At 41.0% G+C, this 21,870-nt stretch carries 18 protein-coding genes; 9 read left to right on the forward strand and 9 right to left on the reverse strand.

Annotated features, from left to right (window positions below; genetic code table 11):
* Positions 1 to 295: 295 nt before the first annotated feature.
* Positions 296 to 949, reverse strand: coding sequence for a DUF1028 domain-containing protein (locus ACTH6U_RS04010; protein ID WP_294103948.1), 654 nt, complete (start codon positions 947 to 949; stop codon positions 296 to 298).
* Between the two features lie 206 nt (positions 950 to 1,155).
* On the opposite strand from ACTH6U_RS04010, the gene ACTH6U_RS04015 reads away from it, so the two are divergent.
* Genes ACTH6U_RS04015 through ACTH6U_RS04040 form a run of 6 tightly spaced genes read left to right on the forward strand, consistent with a single transcriptional unit; the run spans position 1,156 to position 8,195 of the window.
* Complete coding sequence (locus ACTH6U_RS04015) at positions 1,156 to 2,715, forward strand: ABC transporter substrate-binding protein (RefSeq protein WP_294103947.1); 1,560 nt, start codon at positions 1,156 to 1,158, stop codon at positions 2,713 to 2,715.
* A 60-nt stretch (positions 2,716 to 2,775) separates the two neighbouring features.
* Complete coding sequence (locus ACTH6U_RS04020) at positions 2,776 to 3,723, forward strand: ABC transporter permease (protein WP_336429210.1); 948 nt, start codon at positions 2,776 to 2,778, stop codon at positions 3,721 to 3,723.
* Positions 3,720 to 5,519 (forward strand): ABC transporter permease subunit, encoded by a 1,800-nt coding sequence (locus ACTH6U_RS04025; protein WP_434719784.1) that lies wholly within the window; start codon positions 3,720 to 3,722, stop codon positions 5,517 to 5,519. The genes ACTH6U_RS04020 and ACTH6U_RS04025 overlap by 4 nt, the downstream gene beginning before the upstream one ends.
* The gene (locus ACTH6U_RS04030; protein WP_434719785.1) at positions 5,519 to 6,322 is read left to right on the forward strand and encodes an ABC transporter ATP-binding protein; all 804 of its coding nucleotides are present in this window, start codon (positions 5,519 to 5,521) and stop codon (positions 6,320 to 6,322) included. The genes ACTH6U_RS04025 and ACTH6U_RS04030 overlap by 1 nt, the downstream gene beginning before the upstream one ends.
* 45 nt (positions 6,323 to 6,367) lie before the next feature.
* On the forward strand, positions 6,368 to 7,138 hold the full coding sequence (locus tag ACTH6U_RS04035; RefSeq protein ID WP_294104420.1) for a FadR/GntR family transcriptional regulator: 771 nt from the start codon (positions 6,368 to 6,370) through the stop codon (positions 7,136 to 7,138).
* Positions 7,139 to 7,145: 7 nt separating this feature from the next.
* The gene (locus ACTH6U_RS04040; RefSeq protein ID WP_441831627.1) at positions 7,146 to 8,195 is read left to right on the forward strand and encodes an osmoprotectant NAGGN system M42 family peptidase; all 1,050 of its coding nucleotides are present in this window, start codon (positions 7,146 to 7,148) and stop codon (positions 8,193 to 8,195) included.
* Positions 8,196 to 8,408: 213 nt separating this feature from the next.
* On the opposite strand, the gene ACTH6U_RS04045 is transcribed toward ACTH6U_RS04040, so the two are convergent.
* On the reverse strand, positions 8,409 to 9,743 hold the full coding sequence (locus tag ACTH6U_RS04045; protein WP_441831628.1) for a D-serine ammonia-lyase: 1,335 nt from the start codon (positions 9,741 to 9,743) through the stop codon (positions 8,409 to 8,411).
* A 12-nt stretch (positions 9,744 to 9,755) separates the two neighbouring features.
* Positions 9,756 to 11,093, reverse strand: a complete 1,338-nt coding sequence (gene dsdX, locus ACTH6U_RS04050) for a D-serine transporter DsdX (protein ID WP_294103938.1) — start codon at positions 11,091 to 11,093, stop codon at positions 9,756 to 9,758.
* A 220-nt stretch (positions 11,094 to 11,313) separates the two neighbouring features.
* Between dsdX and dsdC the strand changes: the two genes are divergently transcribed.
* Positions 11,314 to 12,267: a DNA-binding transcriptional regulator DsdC gene (gene dsdC / locus ACTH6U_RS04055; RefSeq protein ID WP_441831629.1), complete on the forward strand. Its 954-nt coding sequence runs from the start codon at positions 11,314 to 11,316 to the stop codon at positions 12,265 to 12,267.
* A 126-nt stretch (positions 12,268 to 12,393) separates the two neighbouring features.
* Positions 12,394 to 13,422, forward strand: a complete 1,029-nt coding sequence (locus ACTH6U_RS04060; RefSeq protein WP_441831630.1) for a LacI family DNA-binding transcriptional regulator — start codon at positions 12,394 to 12,396, stop codon at positions 13,420 to 13,422.
* A gap of 110 nt (positions 13,423 to 13,532) precedes the next feature.
* On the opposite strand, the gene ACTH6U_RS04065 is transcribed toward ACTH6U_RS04060, so the two are convergent.
* From ACTH6U_RS04065 to ACTH6U_RS04080, 4 genes are read right to left on the reverse strand one after another with little or no spacing between them, the layout of a single operon-like run.
* Positions 13,533 to 14,510: an NAD(P)-dependent oxidoreductase gene (locus tag ACTH6U_RS04065; RefSeq protein WP_294103932.1), complete on the reverse strand. Its 978-nt coding sequence runs from the start codon at positions 14,508 to 14,510 to the stop codon at positions 13,533 to 13,535.
* 11 nt (positions 14,511 to 14,521) lie between these two features.
* Positions 14,522 to 15,802, reverse strand: coding sequence for an MFS transporter (locus ACTH6U_RS04070; RefSeq protein WP_294103930.1), 1,281 nt, complete (start codon positions 15,800 to 15,802; stop codon positions 14,522 to 14,524).
* A 14-nt stretch (positions 15,803 to 15,816) separates the two neighbouring features.
* Positions 15,817 to 16,800: a sugar kinase gene (locus tag ACTH6U_RS04075; RefSeq protein WP_441831653.1), complete on the reverse strand. Its 984-nt coding sequence runs from the start codon at positions 16,798 to 16,800 to the stop codon at positions 15,817 to 15,819.
* Between the two features lie 4 nt (positions 16,801 to 16,804).
* Positions 16,805 to 17,554, reverse strand: a complete 750-nt coding sequence (locus ACTH6U_RS04080) for a sugar phosphate isomerase/epimerase family protein (protein WP_441831631.1) — start codon at positions 17,552 to 17,554, stop codon at positions 16,805 to 16,807.
* A gap of 523 nt (positions 17,555 to 18,077) precedes the next feature.
* Here ACTH6U_RS04080 and ACTH6U_RS04085 point away from each other — a divergent pair.
* Positions 18,078 to 19,424, forward strand: coding sequence for a phosphoethanolamine transferase (locus tag ACTH6U_RS04085; protein WP_441831632.1), 1,347 nt, complete (start codon positions 18,078 to 18,080; stop codon positions 19,422 to 19,424).
* 87 nt (positions 19,425 to 19,511) lie between these two features.
* Here ACTH6U_RS04085 and ACTH6U_RS04090 read toward each other — a convergent pair whose 3' ends face one another.
* Together ACTH6U_RS04090 and ACTH6U_RS04095 are read right to left on the reverse strand one after the other, a co-directional pair.
* Positions 19,512 to 20,984 (reverse strand): FGGY-family carbohydrate kinase, encoded by a 1,473-nt coding sequence (locus tag ACTH6U_RS04090; RefSeq protein ID WP_441831633.1) that lies wholly within the window; start codon positions 20,982 to 20,984, stop codon positions 19,512 to 19,514.
* 13 nt (positions 20,985 to 20,997) lie between these two features.
* On the reverse strand, positions 20,998 to 21,861 hold the full coding sequence (locus ACTH6U_RS04095) for an L-ribulose-5-phosphate 3-epimerase (protein WP_434719793.1): 864 nt from the start codon (positions 21,859 to 21,861) through the stop codon (positions 20,998 to 21,000).
* Between the last annotated feature and the right edge of the window lie 9 nt (positions 21,862 to 21,870).

The following is a 21,870-nucleotide window of genomic DNA, read 5'->3' on the forward strand; positions in this document are numbered from 1 at the left end:
TTTGAGTTTTTTATAATTAGCTGAATCGATAATGTTATTTAAATAATAAAAATATAAAGGATAGGGTTATTTATCCTTAGTGTTGATGGGTTTTTAACAATAAAATCAAGAGTCATTGATTCTGTTAAAACGACTATTTTGCATGATAAATGCTCAATTTAATCCTTGGGTTTAATGTGGGGTTGTATTTTAAATGTATTAATCGTTAAGTCGAAAATTTTATTTAACATTAATAATGTAAATCATTAAAGATGATTAATTGAGCAAGCGATACAGACCATTTATTATATTTGACTTAGTTGGTTTCATTCCCAGTCGGAATTTGTGCAAAGAAATTGGCATAATCCTGAGAACGTACACGATGAATAATAGTCGTTAAATGGGATATGGGCTGCTCAGACCAATCTGCTCGAATATCAATATCCGCATATTTACGGTTGTGCCAGATTTTTAATGCTGCGGATCGAATACCGCGATAATCCCCGCCTTCATCTGCACCTGCTTGCATGGCAAGCAAGAGTCTATCGGCAAAATCTAAGTGCGGGTTTTGTTGGTAAGTTGCATAAAGTGCGAATAAAACTTGTTCACTTGCTAACATATTCCCTGCAATGGCTAAATTTGCCTCGGACAAACTACCACACCAAGGTAGACATTCTTGCCCCGTCCAATTTGCACTTCCTCCTTGTGCATCAACTACTATTAGTTGTCGTATCGCGGGGTTAGTGTCATGGCTTAATTGAGTATCAAGGCATGCTTGGGCGGATAGTTTTTCTTGTAATCGCTCAATTCCGTTTATTCCAGCCATTGGATTGGTCATTGCTTGCGTTGCTATTGCACCTAATTGGCTTGCACCATGTAACACTAAGGCGCCAACAGCAGGCCCTCCTGTCGCGGTTACTGCACCAATTTTTCCTGTTTTTGGGCAGCGAGCCACAATAGAAAAAGTCATTTTACACCCTATAAATTAGACATTGATCAAATTTATCATTATAAATTATTGCATGAAAGTTAATTTATCATCATAAATAGAAAAATCGAAATGATAATTAACAAAATAGACACATTTCATGCGATAAATTTCAAACAATAAATTTAACATCATAAAAAGCATGAAAATAAAAACACACAGCGAAAAGTACACCAGGGAAAATCAATATGAGAATGCGTTCGTGCAGTTGGGTAGCCAGTATTTTGCTTCTCTTTGCCTTTTCAACATCAACATGGGCAGTAAAATATAGTGATGTTTTATTGTTGGGTCAGGTTGCAGAGCCTCAATCGCTAGATCCTCAAGTGGCAACGGCGGCAAATGACTCTCGAATACTGGTGAATATTTACGAAGGACTTGTGCGTAATGGTGATGGTTCATTGTCTTTGGAGCCATCTCTCGCACAATCATGGACGGTAAGTGACGATGGGAAAATATACACCTTTAAATTACGTGAAAATGTCAAATTCCACGATGGCAGTGATTTTAATGCTCAGGCGGTTAAATTTACCTTTGAACGGATGCTCGATAATACACATCCGTACTATCACACAGGGCCTTTTCCACTATCATTTTTCTTTTCAGCAATAGATAAAATTGAAACGCCAGATAACCAAACCGTGGTGTTTAAACTTAAAGAGCCGTTTGCGCCTTTTTTATCAAACTTAGCCACCCCTGCCGGATTGATTGTCTCGCCGAGTGCAGTGAAGCAATATGATAAAAATTTTAGTCGTCACCCAAGCGGAACTGGTCCCTTTAAATTTACTGAGTGGATAGCAAATCAACGTGTCGTTGTCGCCGCGAATGAGAATTATTGGGACACTCGCCCTAGCTTGAATTATGTGGTTTTTAGACCGATTACCGATGCGAATACTCGTATCGCAGAAATGCTCTCAGGGGGAATAGATGCCATGGTTGAAGTACCTGCGGATAATGTTCCATTATTTGCAGGAGATAAGCGTTTTCGGTTATATGAAGCCACAGGTCCCCATGTCTGGTATGGCATGTTAAATACGTCATTGCCGCCGTTTGATGATGTTCGCGTTAGGCAAGCGGTCAACTTTGCTGTGAACAAAGACAATATTGTTAAATATATCCTTCAAGGATCTGCGGATGTGTCTGAGGGGCCAATTCCATCTGCTTTTGACTGGGCATTTGATGAAGAAACAACGGCATATCCTTATGATCCAGAAAAAGCGCGAGCATTGATCAAAGCTGCGGGTGCAGAAGGGCAAAAAATTGTTTTCTATGTCACGGAGGGGGGGTCTGGCATGTTAGACCCAATCCCGATGGCAACGGCTATTCAGGCAGATTTAAAAGCTGTGGGATTAGTTGTTGAAATTCAAACTTTTGAGTGGAATACCTATTTATCGAAGGTTAATTCAGGGCTTCAACAAGCCCATATGGCTGAAATGGCTTGGATGACTAATGACCCTGATACGCTACCATTTTTGACCCTTCATTCAGGTTCATGGCCTGATAAAGGCGGTTTTAATTCAGGTTATTACAGCAATAAAGAATTAGATGCGTTATTGGACAAAGCACGAGTGAGTAACGATCTGGCTGAGCGCGCTCAGTTATATCGTCAGGTGCAAAAAATAGTTCATCGTGATGCCCCTTGGTTATTTGTTGCCAACTGGAAACAAAATGCAGTTGCTAGCGAGAGGATTAGCCACTTTAAGCTACAGCCAAATTTTAATTTATTACTCAAAGATGTACGCAAAGACTAATCGATAGGTTGAAGTCTCAAAGGTATCGCGGTCGTGAGTTGATTTTCAGGGGAAAAGCCTATGTGGTTATATTGTTTAAAACGTATTCTTGCGACCATTCCTATCTTGATTGGTCTCACATTAATTGTCTTTCTTATTATGGCGATGATCCCAGGGGATCCGGCTCAAGCATTACTTGGGCCTTGGGCAACGCCAGAAAATGTGGCTAGGGTAAAAACAGAGCTCGGTTTGGATAAACCGCTCTATCAGCAATATTTTATTTGGATGAAAAATTTGCTGTCTGGGGATTTTGGTCGTTCATTTGTATTGAATCGCCCCGTTGCTGATGAAGTGTTGGAGCGCTTTTCTGCCACTCTGATCCTTGGTGGATGTGCGTTATTACTTAGCTCAATTTTAGGTTTATTGGCAGGAATTATTTCCGCTACTCGCCAATTTAGTTGGAGTGATAGATTTATCACTTTAGCAGTGTTACTTGGTATCTCAATGCCTTCATTTTGGATTGGTTTGTTGATGATTATGGCTTTTTCGGTGCAATTACAATGGTTTCCTGCGTCGGGTATGTACTCAATTTGGCAGGGGGGTGGCTTAGGTGACTTATTGCATCATCTTGTGTTACCAGTCATAACGCTTTCTTTAGTCGCAACAGGGGTTATTGCACGGCTTACACGAACGGCAATGTTGGAAGTTTTACGCCTTGATTTTATTCGTACTGCCAGAGCAAAAGGGTTGAGTGAGCGCAAAGTGATTTTTCGTCATGCATTTCGCATGGCGCTAGTGTCGGTGATCCCCGTTATTGGTATTCAAGCCGGATTTGTATTTGGTGGCGCGGTCTATATTGAAACCGTATTTCAGTGGCCGGGGCTCGGAGCAATGCTAGTGAAGGCGGTTGCAACTCGTGATTTGTTCTTAGTTCAAGGTGGGGTATTGATTGCCGCGGCTTCCTATGTATTTATTAATATGTTTGCTGATTTGATGCAAGCATTGCTAGATCCGAGGTTGAAATCATGAGCTCATTAATGACACCGGTTATTCAACATCGCCAGCGCCAGTCAATCGGAGCGCTGTTATTAGCGAATCGTTTAGCCTCCATAGGACTCGCTATTTTACTTGTCATCATGTTTTGTGCGTTATTAGCACCTTGGCTACCCTTAGCTAACCCAGACCAAACGGATTTAGTGAACCGATTACTACCGGTATTTTCCTCAGGGCATGTTTTAGGCACTGATCACCTTGGTCGTGATATTTTATCGCGGTTATTGTGGGGAACTCGAGTTTCCTTAATGGTCGGAATTTCTGCCACTTTAATTGCGGCCGTTTTTGGTACGCTTATTGGTTTAATCGCAGGCTATGTAGGCAATCGAACTGATACATTATTAATGCGTTGTATTGATATGTTGATGGCATTTCCATATATCTTATTAGCATTGGCGATTGTAGCTGTCTTGGGTCCTGGTTTATTAAATGCTTTGTATGCGATTGCCTTAGTCAATATTCCTTTTTTTGCGCGTAATATCCGTGGATTAACCGTAGGGTTGCGAGACCGAGATTTTATTCAGGCGGCGAGACTTTCAGGGAAAAACCATTTTCAGGTGCTATTAACTGAGGTTTTGCCCAATGTGCTACCGATTATCGTTGTGACTATGTCGACAACGATAGGCTGGATGATATTAGAAACGGCGGGTTTGTCATTCTTAGGGCTAGGTACTCAGCCACCGAATGCCGATTTAGGATCAATGTTAGGACAAGGCCGAGCTCAAATGTTTGTGGCACCTCATGTTGCTTTAGTGCCTGGTGTGATGATTTTTCTTATTGTGATTAGTTTTAATCTATTAGGCGACGGTATCCGTGACATTTTAGATCCACGATTAAAATCTGGTGCATTGCAACGTTCACAACCCATGACTCAAACGCAGCGCACTGTTATTCCACCGCAAACATCAAACAGTCCAGCAGTGCTTGAAGTCAAAGAGCTCAGTATTGCATTTCGTCAAGGAGATGAACTGCGACCAACAGTGAATAATATTAGCTTTATGGTCGAGCCCGGTGAGTGTTTAGGGTTGATTGGTGAAAGTGGTTCAGGCAAAAGCGTGACTGCATTGTCAATCATGGGGTTACTAGCATCACCGCCAGCCGTGGTAACTTCTGGGGGCGTTTATGTCAGTGGTGAAGAAATGCTATCACTACCATTATCAAGCTTACAGCAGCGGCGTGGGGCTCGCGTTTCTTATATTTTCCAGGACCCACTAACAACATTGCATCCACAATTTACTGTGGGCGTCCAATTACAAGAAGCGATAACTGCACATCAAACCATTTCTAACCAAACCGCAAAAACTAAGTCTATCGAATTACTTGAAAGTGTTGGCATTCCAGATGCCGCTCAGCGTTATCATGCTTATCCCCATGAGTTATCTGGCGGTCAACGTCAACGCGTTGGTATTGCGATGGCACTCGCCAATGATCCGGTGCTGATTATTGCTGATGAGCCCACAACGGCACTGGATGTGACCGTACAGGCTAGAATTTTAGAGTTATTAAATACCTTACGCCGTGAACGGGGAGTCGCCTTGTTATTTATTACCCATGATTTTGCTGTGATTAATCAGATTTGTGATCGTGTGGCCGTCATGCAGCAAGGCTCGATTGTCGAAACAGGACAAACTCAAACGGTGTTGCAACAGCCGCAACATCCTTATACGCAGCGTTTAATTGCTAGCGTGCCAAAACTTGGGGAAGGAAAGGCATTTCTTGAGCACGTGGCAGAGATTTACAATCATAAACCCAAACCGATTAAGGGGGCTTGATGAACAAAGTTATTGAAGTTAATCAATTGGTCAAAACATTTGGTCATCCAGCCGGATTATTTCATCCTAATCGCCGAGAAGTTCATGCATTAAAAAATATTTCATTAGAGCTCTATGAAGGTGAAACGCTGGCGGTAGTGGGTGAAAGCGGCTCAGGTAAGAGCACATTAGCACGTATTTTAGTGGGTTTAGAAAAAGCGACATCGGGTGACATGACTATTTTAGGCCAGACCCAACGTGAATGGCAAAAGCAGGGAGCCCGTGCTTTTGGGCAAGCAGTTCAGTACGTATTTCAAGATCCCGTAGCTTCACTAAATCCACGTAAAACGATTGGTGAAACTTTGTCTATTCCGCTGAAATATTTAAAACATATGAATAAGGCGCAACGGCAAAGGCGGCTCGAAGAATTACTGAATGCCGTTAATATGCCGATAGATTCGTTAAGTTATTATCCTCATGAATTTTCTGGTGGGCAGGCTCAGCGCTTAGCGATTGCTCGGGCGTTGGCGGCGGAAGCACGGATTCTAGTTCTTGATGAACCCGTGAGTGCACTGGATGTTTCTGTGCAAGCCCAAGTGCTTCTGCTATTACAGGATCTTAAACAACAGTTTTCGTTGTCATATTTGTTTATTAGTCATGATTTAGCCGTGGTGGAATCCATTGCTGACCGAGTTGCCGTACTCTATCTCGGTGATTTGTTAGAATGTCGTGATACTAATAGCCTTTTTGCTCGTCCTGAACACAGTTATACCCAAAATTTATTAGCCAGTGCGCCACGAATAACGATGGACTCATCCGTATGATGCGAGGCTAACAACGTTTTCTATTTTACACTGTCGGAATACAACATGAATATAGATAAGCCGCTGATAACAGAAACAGTTCGAATAAAACGTACTGATGAAATTGTGAATGCGATTAAAGAAACTATTATGGCGGATAACCTCATTCCCGGTGATAGATTGCCACAAGAAAAAGATTTGATTGAGCGATACAGTGCAAGTAAAAGTACCGTTAGGGAGGCGTTGAAATCTCTGGAAGTTCAAGGATTAATTAAAACCAAAACAGGGCCAGGTGGCGGGGCATTTATTGATTCAATGACTGAATCTCGGGCAATGAGTTTACTATCTAATTTCTTATTTACGCGAGATGTTTCAATCAAAGATATTTATACGCTGCGTAAATTATTAGAGCCTATGGTTGCTATAAGCGCAATTGAAAATATTGATAGTGCTGGGATTCAGAAATTATATGACACTATCGCTATCTATGATCATGAGCCAGCCGATGAAGAAGAACGTTGGAAACAACGAATGGCAGAGCTAGATTTTCACGCCGTTGTTGCTAGCTATTCTGACAATGTGCTCTTGGTCTTTATTTGTCATTTTCTTCAACGTTTATTAAAGGATTTAGCGGTTTGCAAAGATATTTATTTGAAACCTGAACCGGTGGAACGTCGTCAAGGTATTGATTACCAATACCAATTGATAGATGCCCTGCGTAGAAAAGATGCATTAAAAGTAAAAACGATTATGGAAGCACATATGGATTACGCAGAGCAAGCCATGCTGGCATTGCAAGCTACATTACAAGAACGTTTTTTAAGTGAAGATAGGTAAATAACGAATGATAGATAAAGCATATCTGACCTCAGTATTGAAAACACTTTTACTGACACCGAGTCCGGTTGGTATGACCGAACTGGCGGTGGCTCAAACCCATCAATGGCTTACTGAACTAGGTTTTACACCACAATACACTCGCCGAGGTGTATTGCATGTCACATTAGGGGAAAGTGTGCCAAAACGTGCACTTGCTGCGCATTTAGATACGCTTGGTGCGATGGTGACTCAGCTCAAGCCTAATGGGCGTTTAGCTCTACGTAACACGGGAACATGGGCAGCGCGCTTTGCAGAAGGGGCTAGAGTCACTGTATTTAGTGATGACCATCAATATCGCGGTACCATTTTACCCCTAAAAGCTTCAGGACACCGTTTTAATACTGAGGTTGATACGCAAATAGCAGATTGGGATAACTTGGAAATTCGCTTAGATGCACTTTGTTATAATGAATCTGATTTAAAAACGCATGGTTTGAATGTGGGGGATATGGTTGCCGTTGATGCTCAGCCTGAGTTTATGGATAACGGTTTTATTGTTTCTCGCCATTTAGACGATAAAGCGGGCTGTGCCGTGATGTTAGCAGCATTAAAATCATTGATTGACGATAAGGTGGTACCTGCGGTTTCTTGCCAGTTGATGTTTACTATCTCTGAAGAGGTGGGGATTGGCGGTACTCATGGTTTTGGTGATGAAGTTCAAGAATTATTAGCGATTGATAATTCTGTTTCAGGGCCTGATCAAACCACGCGTGATGATTCACTGACTTTAGCCTTTAGGGATAGAACGGGGCCTTTTGATTTAGCGATAACACGTCATTTACTAAAATTGTGCCAACAACATGACATTCCTCATGTTAGAGATACTTTTAAACATTATCGTTCTGATAGTGCAGCAGCCATTGATGCAGGGTGGGATATCCGTGCTGCACTTGCTTGTTTTGCTTTAGACAGCTCACACGGTTGGGAAAGAACTCATATTGATTCACTCATGGCGCTCGCGACATTAGTACGACATTATATTGAAAGCGATTTGGTACCCCTACCGGGACAATAAACTTAAAAAGACATTATCTCTATACAGTGCCCCCATTTAAGGGGGCTGTGCAGAGATAATGTGAGTTTTATCGAGGAAGTTAAGGCCTTTTGTTCCTATATTAACTATTTAATACTCTTTTTATTCAATAATTCCACCGTCCCCTTCTTCTCTAGTGAATCAAGAAGAAAGGGCACTAAGCTAATCATCTTTATATTCGTGACAATTTATCAATTAGTCCAGTTTTGCTTGGGCTAAATATTGTTGCATTTCAGCCTGAGGCACCATTCCCCCCCCGGTAGCCCAAACTAAATGTGTTGCATTTGCCATTTTTTCAGCAGTTAGCGATTTAGATTGCAGATAATCGCTATGTTGAGTGACATGAACAGCACCTGGCATACCTGCGAGTGCGGATGGCTCTAATTTGATGGATTCCGTCTGATTGAGTAATCCTAATAAATTATACATTTCGGTGTCATCGATGGTGTAGTAGCCATCAATCAAACGCTCCATGGCTCGGCCAACAAAACCTGATGCACGACCTACAGCTAGACCATCGGCAGCGGTGACGTTATCAATGCCAATTTCTTGTACACAAATGGCATCGTGCAGACCAGTATGAACACCTAATAGCATACATGGGGAATGAGTCGGTTCTGCAAATAAACAGTGGACGGCATCACCAAATACCAGTTTTAGACCAAAAGCCACACCACCAGGGCCGCCGCCGACACCACAAGGTAAATAAACGAAGAGTGGATGATTGTTATCAACCACAATACCTTGCTCTGCAAACTGTGTTTTGAGGCGTAAGCCCGCAACTGCATAGCCTAAAAATAAGGTGGTTGAATTTTCATCATCAATAAAGAAACAATTGGCATCTTTTTCGGCTTCTTTACGGCCTTCTTCGACAGCAATACTGTAATCTTGCTCATATTCAACAACATTAACACCATGGGCACGTAATTTATCTTTTTTCCATTGCCTCGCATCTGATGACATGTGCACGCTGACACTAAAGCCTAATTTCGCGCTCATGATACCAATCGACATGCCTAAGTTACCCGTTGAGCCGACTGCGATACTGTATTGACTAAAGAATTGACGGAATTTATCAGAAAATAAAATTTCATAGTTATCCGTTGTCGATAACAATCCTGCTTTTAAAGCCAGTTTTTCGGCATGAGTGAGAACTTCATAAATTCCACCTCGTGCTTTTATTGAGCCAGATATCGGTAAATGGCTATCTTTTTTAAGTAAAATTTTCCCGGTGATTGGCGTGTTATAGCGTTTTTCAAGTGCGGCTTTCATTGTGGGAATAGCCACAACTTCAGACTCAATAATGCCTTGAGTCACTTGTGTTTCAGGAAAAGCTTTCATTAAGTAAGGTGCAAAGCGATTAAGGCGAGCTTGTGCATCTTCAACGTCCTTCACTGTTAAACCTACATAAGGTAAGCCGGCTTCTGTCGTTGTCACTTTAGGGTTAAACCAAGTGACTTGTTTTAAATCGATTAAGTCCTGAACTAAAGGGTAGTCAGTAATTAACTTATCCATGTTTATCGTCGTCATATTCAATCTCTTCTAAATCACAAATGAAAGTAAGAACGTGCCGCCGAGTGCCACAAATGAGGCGATAAGGGTGGCGACACTATAAAAACGGAATGTTTCGGCTAATGTGGCATTACAGTATTGTTTTACCAGCCAAAATAGAGAGTCTGTCACGATGGTACAACCAATAGCGCCTGAACCAATTGCTAACGTCATAATCTCAGGGCTTATTTCTGGATACATTGGCATTAATGGTGCAACAATCGCCGTCGCGCCCATCATTGCTACGGTGGCAGAACCGACAGCAGCGTGAAGAATAATTGCAACCAACCAAGCGAGTAAGATTGGGTGCATATCGATGCCAGACAGAACGAGGGCTAAAGAGTCACTCAATCCACTGCCTTTTAAAATGCCATTAAATGCGCCACCCGCACCAATAATCAGCAAAATGTTGGCTATTGAGCTAAAGCTTTCTTCTGTTTTACTTAGTAGCACGCTCATGCCCATATTACGGCGAATACCTAGCATGTAATAAGCGACGAATGCGGCAATAAACATGGCGGTAATTGGGTTACCGATAAATTGCAAGAACGTATATAACGAATTATCTTTACTCATATTTAAGTCTGCTGCTGTTTTAATTAGCATCAGAACAATAGGAAGTAAAACGGTAAATAATGTTGCACCTAAAGAGGGTAAATCTTTTTCTTCGCGAACTTCCATATCTGAAAATGCTTCAGGTACAGTTTTAAAGGGTAAGCGAGCACCAACTATTTTAAGAAATAGAGGGCCACCGATTAATGACGCGACTAAACCAACGGCAAGCCCTGCGACAATAACCGTGCCGATATCAGCGCCTAGTTCGTTGGTGACAAACAGAGCTGCTGGATGTGGCGGCACGATACAATGCACTGCCATCAGAGCGGTACATAATGGAATAGCGAGCTTGAATAAAGAGGTATTGGTCTTTTTAGCAATAGAGAAAGCCAGTGGAATTAATAGAACAACACCAACCTCAACAAATAGTGTGATACCACAGATTAAGCCAATTAATACCATGGTGACGTCGGGAGTTAACCAACGGCATTTTTGTAAGGTGACGCCAATGCGCTCCGCCGCACCGGAAATCTCCATCATTTTGCCAAGAATAGTACCGAGACCGATAATTGCTGCTAAAAATCCGAGTGTGCCGCCAATTCCATTTTCAATCGCATTCACCATTTCGAGTGGATTCATTTTCATGGAAATGCCGACAAAAAAGCTGGCGAGTAAAAGGGCTAAAAAGGGATGAAACTTAAATTTAATTATTGAGATTATGATCAGTAAGATGCTGATAACTAAGGTTGCTAGCATCCAAATTGTTGAGTCCATATCCTACCCCTGATTGTATTGTTGTTGTTCATCTATTGGATAATAAATATTCAGAGGTGACAAACGATGAAACTCAGCGTTTAGATGAAATAGATTGATTCAAATGGGTGATATCCATCATATAAATCAAGTTGACTGTACTTTGCACCATATGAATTCATCTTAAATAGGTTATTCTCACTTAATATTGTGCGTTTATATGATGATAGAGTAAAAAAATATGTCGATGACCCCAAGCCATTTTGAACAATCTGGTTTTATTCAATGGAATAAACGTTTATCTAGCCATCAATTATCGCGCCTTCATACATTTGAAGCCGCGGCGAGGCATAGTTCTTTTGCACTTGCTGCGCAGGAATTATCATTAACCCCCAGCGCCGTCAGTCATCGTATAAATACATTAGAATCTGAGCTAGGTTTCAAGTTATTTGCGCGTTTTCATCGACGTATTGAGCTAACACTGGATGGTGAGCGAATTTATTGGGCATTACGTAAAAACCTTGATGATATTAATCAGGAAATTATTGATATTAAAAATCAGGAAATATCAGGTGAGCTAACGGTTTATTCACGACCTTCTATTGCTCAGTGTTGGTTAGTGCCGAAAATTGCTGATTTTGCTTATCAATATCCGTCCATTCAATTGAATTTACTGACGGGAAACGATGAGGTAAATTTCCGAGGATATGGTATTGACCTAGCTATTTATTACGATGATACCGTTCACAGTAATCTTTATTGTGAAGACTTAATGCAAGAGTCGATAGTGCCTGTTTGTAGTCCAAAATATGCGCAACAACATGATTTACTGAATAACCAGCATCAGTTGAAAAATTGTACTTTACTGCATGACAGGCAAGCTTGGAGTAATAACTCTGATTATGATGAGTGGCGGGCATGGAGTGAATATTCCGGATTATCAATTATTTCCCATCGTAGAAATTTATGTTTTGATCGCTCTGATCTTGCCATTATTGCTGCCATCAATCATGCAGGTGTTGCCATGGGTCGTAAGCAGCTAGTTAAAAAGCGCTTAGCAAGCAATGAGTTAATAATGCCTTTTGGGGATAAGGCATTACAATGCCAACAGCGCTATTATTTCGCGACATTGAATGAAAAACGTAATCCGAAAGCTGATATTTTTATCCAGTGGTTAAAAAATCAAGTGGGTTAAAATAGCGTCAATTAATAGTGCGGTATCATTCATGTAAATTAGTTTAATCACGCTTTTACGGGTAAAATTGCTCGAACTTAGGTAATATGTTGTGATTATAACGTTTTCTTTTTATGGACATAATCTGTGGCTATTGCACCCAAATCAACAAAAGTTGCGACCATAAAAGATGTGGCTGCCAAAGCGCAGACAGGCAAAACAAGCATTTCCCGTTATTTAAATGGCGAATCTCATTTATTGTCAGATAACTTACGTCAACGTATTGAAGCCGCTATCCTCGAACTCAATTATCGTCCTAATCAAATGGCTCGCAGTCTAAAGCATGGGCGGACTGGGTTGATAGGGCTGATTATTGCGGATATTGGTAACCCGTTCTCAGTTGAGGTGTTAAAAGGCGTTGAGGCGGAATCTATCAAACAAGGTTTTATGACGGTAGTGTGCAATGCCAATAATAGCATTGAGTTGGAATGCCAATTTATACAGTTATTAAAAGGCTATCGAGTTGATGGATTAATTATTAATTCAGCAGGGGTGAATGAGCAATTTATTGACGTATTACAATCCACTACATTGCCGTTTGTTTTACTTGATAGAAAAATTGATAATTTCCCCTGTGACATGGTTGGACTAGATAACCCAGCCTCGGCAAATCTAGCTTTTAACCATCTGATAGAACAAGGCTTCGAAGCTATCTGTTTTGTGACTGAACCTATCGTCTACAACAGTGCGCGCGAAGAACGTTTGCAAACATTCCAACAGGTTTTAGCAAATAATCCGCAAATTAAAGGGATATTTCACGAAATTTCATTACCCGCACCAGAAAGTTTATCTGCGATTATTACTGAGTTCTGTGCTAATCACCGAGGGATGCGTAAAGCCATTGTGGCGGCGAATGGTGTGCTGACATTGCAAATAGCCTATGCATTGAATCAGCAAGGTTTGCATTGGGGCGCCGATATCGGTTTTCTCAGTTTTGATAACTTAGAGTGGGCATCTTTTGCAGGACAGGGAATAACGTCGATTTCTCAGCCGACTGCTCTGATGGGACATAAAGCCGTTGAATGTTTGCTCGAAAAACTGGAAAATCCAGAAAAACCACCCGCTCAGCACCTCTTTAATGGCGAACTGATTGTCCGTAATTCGACAACACTTTAATGATATCACCGTGTAATGCGACGTTTATTGGCCCAAGAGACAGATTTAAGATCGGTTTCTTGGGCTTATTTATTCGTTACATTTAAGCTATTCAGTAAGTGAATTTTGACTTACTTTTTACTGACTTCAGGATTGGCGCAATTATGAGTTAGACAGCCATTGAGTGCGGCGATTAAGTTATCAACGGCGCATTCAACCATTGCGTAACGGGTTTCATGAGTCGCAGAACCAATGTGAGGTAATGCAACAACATTTGGCAAAGTCAGTAATTTTGAATCAATTGGCAAAGGCTCAACCTCGAAAACATCAAGGCCCGCACCGCGGATCACGCCCGTTTCTAAGGCATCGATTAACGCGGCCTCATCAACAATTTTTCCTCTAGAGCCATTAATTAAGAACGCACTTGGCTTCATTTTTTGTAGTTCTTTTTTGCCAATCAATTTTTCGGTTGAAGGTAATAAAGGTAATACCACGCAAACAAAATCAGATTGAGCGAGTAGTGTATCTAAATCACAACGGCGTGCATTAAGCTGACTCTCCGCTTCTGGATGGTCGTAGGTGTTATAATAGAGCACTGACATGCCAAAACCTGCATGGGCGCGCTTTGCAACTGCATAACCTATACGCCCCATGCCGAGGATACCAATGGTTTTTCCACTCACATTCCAGCCATAATGATTTTCACCAATACTTTTGGTCCATTGACCCGCTTTAACCATTTCCGCCATTTCAATAATGCGTCGTGCACTGCATAAAACCAGTGTGAAAATAGTATCTGCGGTGGTTTCAGTGAGCACACTGGGGGTATGCATTAATGGGATACCACGCGCTGTCATGGCAGAAACATCAAATTGGTCAACCCCGACTGAAATCGTTGAGGCTGCTTTTAGTTTGGTGGCGATTGCTAAATCATCGGCAGTAATCGGGGTACTTGCGCCGATAATTCCTTCGGCATTTACAAGGGCTCGCCGAAAATCAGCATGGTTGCTCTGATTGACGGAATCAAAAATTGTGACATTAAAATGTTGTTGCAAGCGCTTAAGTTGGTCAGCAGGTATTGTTTTATATAGAACGATATTTTTTTTCATCATAATCTCCCTTAAGCATGTTTAGCGATGACGGAATCGCTATTTTTTTCTTGATTTGGTTTGACAATAATCGTGAAGAAAACGGATGCCAACAGTGCGAGTCCCATAAACATATAAGATGCACTTGGGCTGCCCGTTGCACCATTGAGATAACCGACAAACCAAGAGCCAAAGAACGATCCTAAAGCGCCCATACTATTGATTAACGCCATTGCACCGCCGGCAACATTCTTCGGTAACATTTCAGGGATAATAGCAAAGAACGGGCCATAAGGGGCATACATCGCGGCACCAGCAATGACTAATAAAGTGTAAGAAAGCCAGAAGTTAGAGCTGCCCAGTAGGAAGGAACCTAAGAAACAGATGGCGCCAATTAACAGCATTGGCCAAACAAATAGTTTGCGGTTATTCATCTTGTCAGACGCCCAAGAGACTAAAACCATTGATACAGTCGCAGCAAGGTAAGGAACCGCAGAGAGCCAACCCGTTTCGACCATATTTAAATCTGACGCACCACGAATAATAGACGGTAACCATAATACAAAGCCATATACCCCAATACTCCAGCAGAAATATTGCGCGCACAGTAACACAACATTGCGTGATTTAAAGGCTTCACGGTAATTACGAACGGGTTTGATATTTTTTTGTTCATCACTGAGGATTTTTTCGAGATCGTCTTTTTCTTGTTGGCTTAACCAGTTAACTTGACTCGGTTTATCACGTGCAGTTTTCCACCAGAAGAATGCCCATAAAATAGCGGGAACACCTTCAATGATAAACATTTGGCGCCAGCCAAGCGCTTGGATTAAGTAGCCAGATAACACGGACATCCACAATACAGTAACGGGATTACCTAAAATCAAAAAGGTATTGGCGCGTGAGCGCTCAGATTGGGTAAACCAATTACTAATGTAAATAAGCATTGCGGGCATGACGGCGGCTTCAACGACGCCCAAACTAAAGCGAATAATGACCAACATCGGAATGTTGCTAACCATTCCTGTTAGGCTGGCAAATAATCCCCATAAGAAAATACAGGCAAAAATAAGCTTTCTAACACTGCGTTTTTCGGCATAAATTGCCCCGGGAATTTGGAAGAAAAAATAGCCTAAAAAAAACAAGGAACCGAGTAGGGAAGACATTCCTTTGCTGATCCCTAAATCTGCGTTGATCCCTGCTGCTGCTGCAAAACTATAATTGGCTCTATCTAAGTAAGCTAAGCTGTATGTGATGAACACAATTGGCATGATGTACAGCCAACGTGATGCAGCCGGTTTTTTCGTTGTCATAATCAATTCCTTTCTTAGCCAAAGACTGGAGAAGTTGATGGGGATAACAGTGACATTTCTTGCTGTAACTGCGCTTTAGTTGGTAGTCCTTCACTGTCGCCAATTACTTGGATAGCTCTGGCACCGACAAAATTACCTCTTTCAACGGCGCGCTGGAGTGATTCACCTTCGAGTAGCGCACTTATCACGCCAACAGCGAAGCCATCACCAGCGCCCACAGTATCAACCACGTGTTTTACTCGCAGGGCGGGAACGATACCTTTTTGATTTTCTGAGGTTTTATAGTAAGCCCCTTGCTCACCTGTTTTGATAACAACGACATCAACACCTTGTGATAAATAAAAATCTGCAATATCTTCTGGTTTATCATAACCGGTTAAAATTTTGCCCTCTTTTAATCCCGGTAGGACCCAATTAGCGTGGAATGCAAGTTGGTTTAATTGCTCGACCATTTCAGCTTCACTTTTCCACAGGGAAGGACGCAAGTTTGGGTCAAATGACAGTGTTTTTCCTGCATTTCTCATCCATTTAGCGGCATATAATGAAAGTTGATAGCTGGTGGATGAAAGCGCTGCGGCAACACCGCTTAAATGCAAATGGCGAGCTGATATAAAATAGTCCTCGTTAAAATCAGTGAGATCTAAGTGACTTGCCGCAGAGCCTTTGCGGAAATACTCCACAGTGGGATCGGTTCCATTTTCGGCTTTAGATTTCAACTGGAAGCCCGTAGGATGCTCTGCGTCAATGAGTACACATTCGTAATCGACATTTTCTTTTTCTAAGGTGGATTGAATAAAGCGACCGAATGAGTCATTACCAAGGCGACTAACCCAACCACTGCGTAGACCAATACGCGATAAACCTATCGCGACATTGAGTTCTGCACCTGCGGCTCGGCGTACAAAATTCTCAACATCATGTAATTCACCGGCTTTTGTCGCGACAAACATCATCATGGCTTCGCCTAAAGTGACAACATCTAATTTATTATTGTTCATCATGTTAGATAGCCTTTAATAGAGAAACATAGTGTTCGGTGATGGCACACAGATCATCGCTAACTAATGGAAATTCAATACCTCGTGGCACATTTGTTGGCAGCGCTTGCAACACGGGTTTCCATGAACCATCACTATCATCAAGGGAAACGGCAACAATTTTTCCAGCTTTGGATTGGCATGCTTTGACATGAATATAAGCGACTAAAGGGGCGAAATACTGAGCAGCACTGAGTGCATCCTCACCTTGCCAAGCCCAATTCGCCATATCAAAAGCCATTTTTATGGGCATTTTTTTTGCTGTTACTTCTGCAAAAAAACGTTGAAGAGGTTCGATGTGACCACCTACTTCAGTTTGGTCATTTTCAATCACTAACTGAATAGGGTAGCTATTTAGTAAATTAATGATTTCTGTTAAATCATAATTATCAGGTAGCTCGCCTAAGGAGAGCTTTAATAGTCGTGCATCGAGTTGCTTGGCATCTTCTAAATAGGTTTTCATTTTCTGGCTACTGATAGGGGTGCTATTTTGAAATAACGTATCAGGCACCGAATATACTGCGGTGAGCTGTTTTGCTTTGAGGGCGTTGTTGATGGTTGTTAAATGGTCACTTGCGAGGAGTAGCTCTTGGCGAATTTCAACACCATCAGCTTTCCCTGCCTTGATAGTTTCTAATAAGGCTAGCTGCCCGCCTAACTGTGCTACAGTTTGCGCACCATAAGCCGCGGTTACAACAATCACTTCTTTATTCATGACTTTCCTCTACGACAAATATGAAAGGGTAAGACCCTAATTCTTGCTAATAACCTATTATGGAACCGGTTCCATTTTGATTTCTAGAGGCGAAAGATGAAAATCAGAGCTGTATCACTAATCAATATTAACTAAAGATTGAATAACCGATCTGCATCACAACTAAATGTAATCGATGAATTGCAGTATTTATTGTTTTTAATAACTAAAACCGAATATTATTAATTTGGATTGCACTTTAACTATTTGTTTATAAACAATATTTGTAACTTATTTTATATTTTATTTGTTAAAAACAGTGAGATTACAATGAAAAATCGATAATAAATTATTGTTATCAGTGTCTCAATTTCTTCATTTACGTCTTTTAATGAAATTTTATTTCAATATATTTATATGAAATTGAAATATTTATTCTTGATATTTTATTGCTATGACGATTTGAACGTTAGTTATACACCATTAAAGAATCTTTAACCTATTAATAAAGAATAATAATGTCATAAAGATGAGGGAGTTGAGTATGAAGTTAATCAAAATTACCGCACTCTATAGTGCTCTTTTTTTAGTTGTGACCTCATATGCCCAGGGAAAGGCTAATGAGAATTCGGTAGCATATAAGAAGGCATGTTCTCCAGAGCTGATTAAAGCTGCAAAAAGTAATGCGGATATCTGTTATGGTGTAAATGTTGCTGATGATATTAAAATAACTAAGAAAAATAATTCAAAATATAATATTAAAGTTGTGATTATCGGTGAAAGTACCAATAAGAATTATATGCATGCTTATGGTTATCCATTAGAAAATACACCTTTTCTATCTTCTGTTAATGGTCGATTTTTTAATAATTTTATCAGTGCAGCTTCTAATACTGTACCGACCTTGACGCGAGCTTTGGCTAAAAATGATTTAAATACGATTACAGAACATCATGAAAAGCCGTATTACAATAATAATTCTATTGTCGATTTAGCTAATAAATCAGGTTATGAAACATATTATATTGGTAATAATGGGAGTTTTGGTGATGATGAAATCGGTTTTACTAATTACTTTTTGAAAGCGAACTATTTTTTACCGGTTAGGGATAATAAAGTAGGGTTTGATAATTTATTTGTTCAAGAAAAATTTATTGTTGATGATAGTGTCAATAAATTAACTAATGATTTTAAAATGTTACCTGCATTTAAAGCTGCACTTAATAATAACAAAGATAAAGAAAAAGTTATTTTTATTCATATGTGGGGGCCTCATCACGATGGCTGGCCAAAAGGTTCCTGTGATTTAGTGAAAAATAACTACAGTATGAATCCAGAACAATTTGATACCGGTTGGGGTAGCTTGGTGAATTGTTATGTTTCAGCAATTAAGCTCAGTGATGATTTTATCGGAGAAGTTTATAGCTCACTTCAAGAGAATAATAAAAATGGAGAACACCCGTTCTCTATTTTATATTTTGCCGATCATGGGCAAGGGTTAGTGAAAGCCAATAAACAGCATGTGGCAGCACTTGAGGCTGATTATAAAGGGTTCATTAAAGAAGGTAGCCTCTATATTCGTCATGGGCAGCTGGTTAAAGGAGCTTATCAAATACCACTGGTTATTATTAATTCAGATGATACTCAACGTGAGTTCTTTGATGAGACTCTAAGTGAATGGAATTTGTTTGATTATTTCGCCTCTTGGTTGGGGGTTGAAACCAATTTAACTGCTCCAGAAAAAAGTATTGTGTCTGATAAAATTAGATCCGAAAAAGATATTGATGTTTTTGTTTTTCCAAGAGATGAGTTTGTGAAGTACGATTCGCTTAAACAAGACACTGTTTTGTCTCCCAAAAATGTAGGTATTGAGGTTGTGGCAGATAACTAATTCAGCCATGGCAAGATATCAATAGAAAAGGCTGAGTTTCATGTTGATGAACTCAGCCTTTTTAACATGTTGACCCAAATATAAACATTACTGACTTAATGCATCTGCGACTGCTTTAAAGCGAGCAAACTTCTTGCGTAATTGCTGGTGTGCAATGGCATTAGGTTGATAAGTGGTGATTTTAGGTGTGCTTGCGGCAATCGCGACATCAAAACCTGAGTAATATCCGGTGCCGACCGCAGCACATAAGGCGGCGGCTTGGCAACCTGATTGCTGCACATTGACGACATCCAAGGGGAGATTACTGGCATCGCAAAACATTTGCATCCATAGGGGGGACTGGGTTGGACCACCCGTAAATCGAATGGATTGAGTGCTGTTATCAAGGCCAACAATTCTGTCTTGGTGCAATAAGTGGGAGAATACAATACCTTGATAAATAGCATAAATAATGTCGGCATCTGTATGATGAGAACTTAAACCGAGTAATCCACCTTGTAAATTGCTGTGATAATTTGAACCATAGAGCCAAGGAAAAAATAGAATATCATTTTGTCTAGTGGCACCCTCTGCTACGCATTGATTTAACACATCATAATCTTGAAAACGTTGATTAAAGAAATGACGGGTAAACCACGCAAGGTTACTTGCGGATGTTGGGCTGCCTTCATGTACAAAATAGGTGCCTGGAATGCAATATTTACTCCAAACATAAGGGTAATCGGATGGGACGATTTCATCAAATACGCGAGTAGAGATAGTCCAAGTGCCCGCAACCGCACTTAATTTGTCTTTTTGACTCACACCTGAAGAGAGCGCAGCAGCAACAACATCAAAAAAACCACCGAAAACGGGGGTTCCTTCGGTTAATCCACTCTCTTTAGCCGCTTGCTTGGTGACACTACCCGCTTGTTCGGCCGAATTAATGACAGGCGCGAGTTTATCGGTCACTTCATCAATGCCAAAAAGTTGGCATAATTTCGGGTCATAAGCCGATTTTGCTGGGTTATACAGTTGGCTACCGGAAATATTGGTTTCTTCACAGGCTATTTGGTCGGTTAATCGATAGCGAATATAGTCATGAACCATCAATATATGACGAGTGTCTCGGTAGTTATCGGGCTCATGTTCTTTGAGCCAACGCAGCAGAGCAACAGGGTGAGAGGGCCATAATTGCTGTAAGCTAAGAGGATAGGCTTTCTCTGCTGTACCGTCTTTGTGCCATGAGTCGACGATAGATTGGGCGCGAGAATCGGAAGACACAATCCCATTTCTGACCGGTCTGCCTTGTTCATCGAGTAAGTATAATCCCTTGCCGTGGGATGAGAAACTGACACCTGAAATTTGTGATACATTCAACTGGCTGTTATTAATGGCTTCTTGTATAACACCGCAAGTGGCTTGCCACAAAACATCCATATTGCGCTCACTAAAACCCGCTTCTGGGCTTTCAGTGGGAAAGGCATGCTCTGCAACAATAATTTCTTGTCCTTCAGGCGTATAGATCCCAGCTTTAATTACTGTACCACCAAGATCGACCCCCATAAAAAATGTATTCATCACATGCTCCTTTTTAGGCGTTATACCAGCCAGCTTGCTGCATTTTGTCTTCTATCCAATGGCGCGCTTTGATGATTTCAATGAGTGGCTCATCCGCTTTTTCTGTCCACATCTCAATTAAGAAAGTACCACGGTAATTTAAGCGTTTTAAGATTTTGAATAAATTGACAAAATCTACACATCCTTCACCAAAAGGGACGTCACGGAATTGACCTTCGCAGGTTTCAGTCACCGCATAGGTATCTTTCAAATGTAGTGCGACGATATGTTCAATTCCGTTGACTAATTCATTTTCGACATCACTTCCCCATGCAGTTAAGTTACCGACATCGGGATACACTTTAAACCATGGAGAACGTATTTTGTCGGATAAGGCTTGCCATTTAGTGATTGAGTTCATAAATGGCGTATCCATAATTTCGACTGCGCACATTACCTGCGAGGCTGCAGCAATTTCAGCAACCCATTGCATCGCATCTTCGAAACGTTGAATGGTTTCGGCATCTTGTTGCTCGTAATAGACATCGTATCCGGCTAATTGAATGGTGCGAATGCCTAAGTCTTGTGCCAACTTTATGGCTTTTTCCATTAATTCATGGGCTGCTTTTCGGGTATTAACATCATGGCTACCAAAGGGAAAACGACGATGGCCAGACAAACACATGGTTGGGATGCGAACGCCGGATTTTTGGATTGCATCCACCAATTCTAAACGTTGTGCTTGAGTCCAATCTAATCTTGCAAGTCGTTCGTCAGTTTCATCAATCGACATTTCGACAAAATCAAAACCCGCCGCCTTAGCAATTGCTAACTTTTCAGACCAACGACTCTCTTTTGGTAAGGCCTTTTCATAGATACCCATTGGGTGTTTGCGCATGATGTTTTC

Origin of the sequence: Providencia sp. (assembly GCF_052096715.1) — a bacterium.
Taxonomy (GTDB): Bacteria; Pseudomonadota; Gammaproteobacteria; order Enterobacterales; family Enterobacteriaceae; genus Providencia.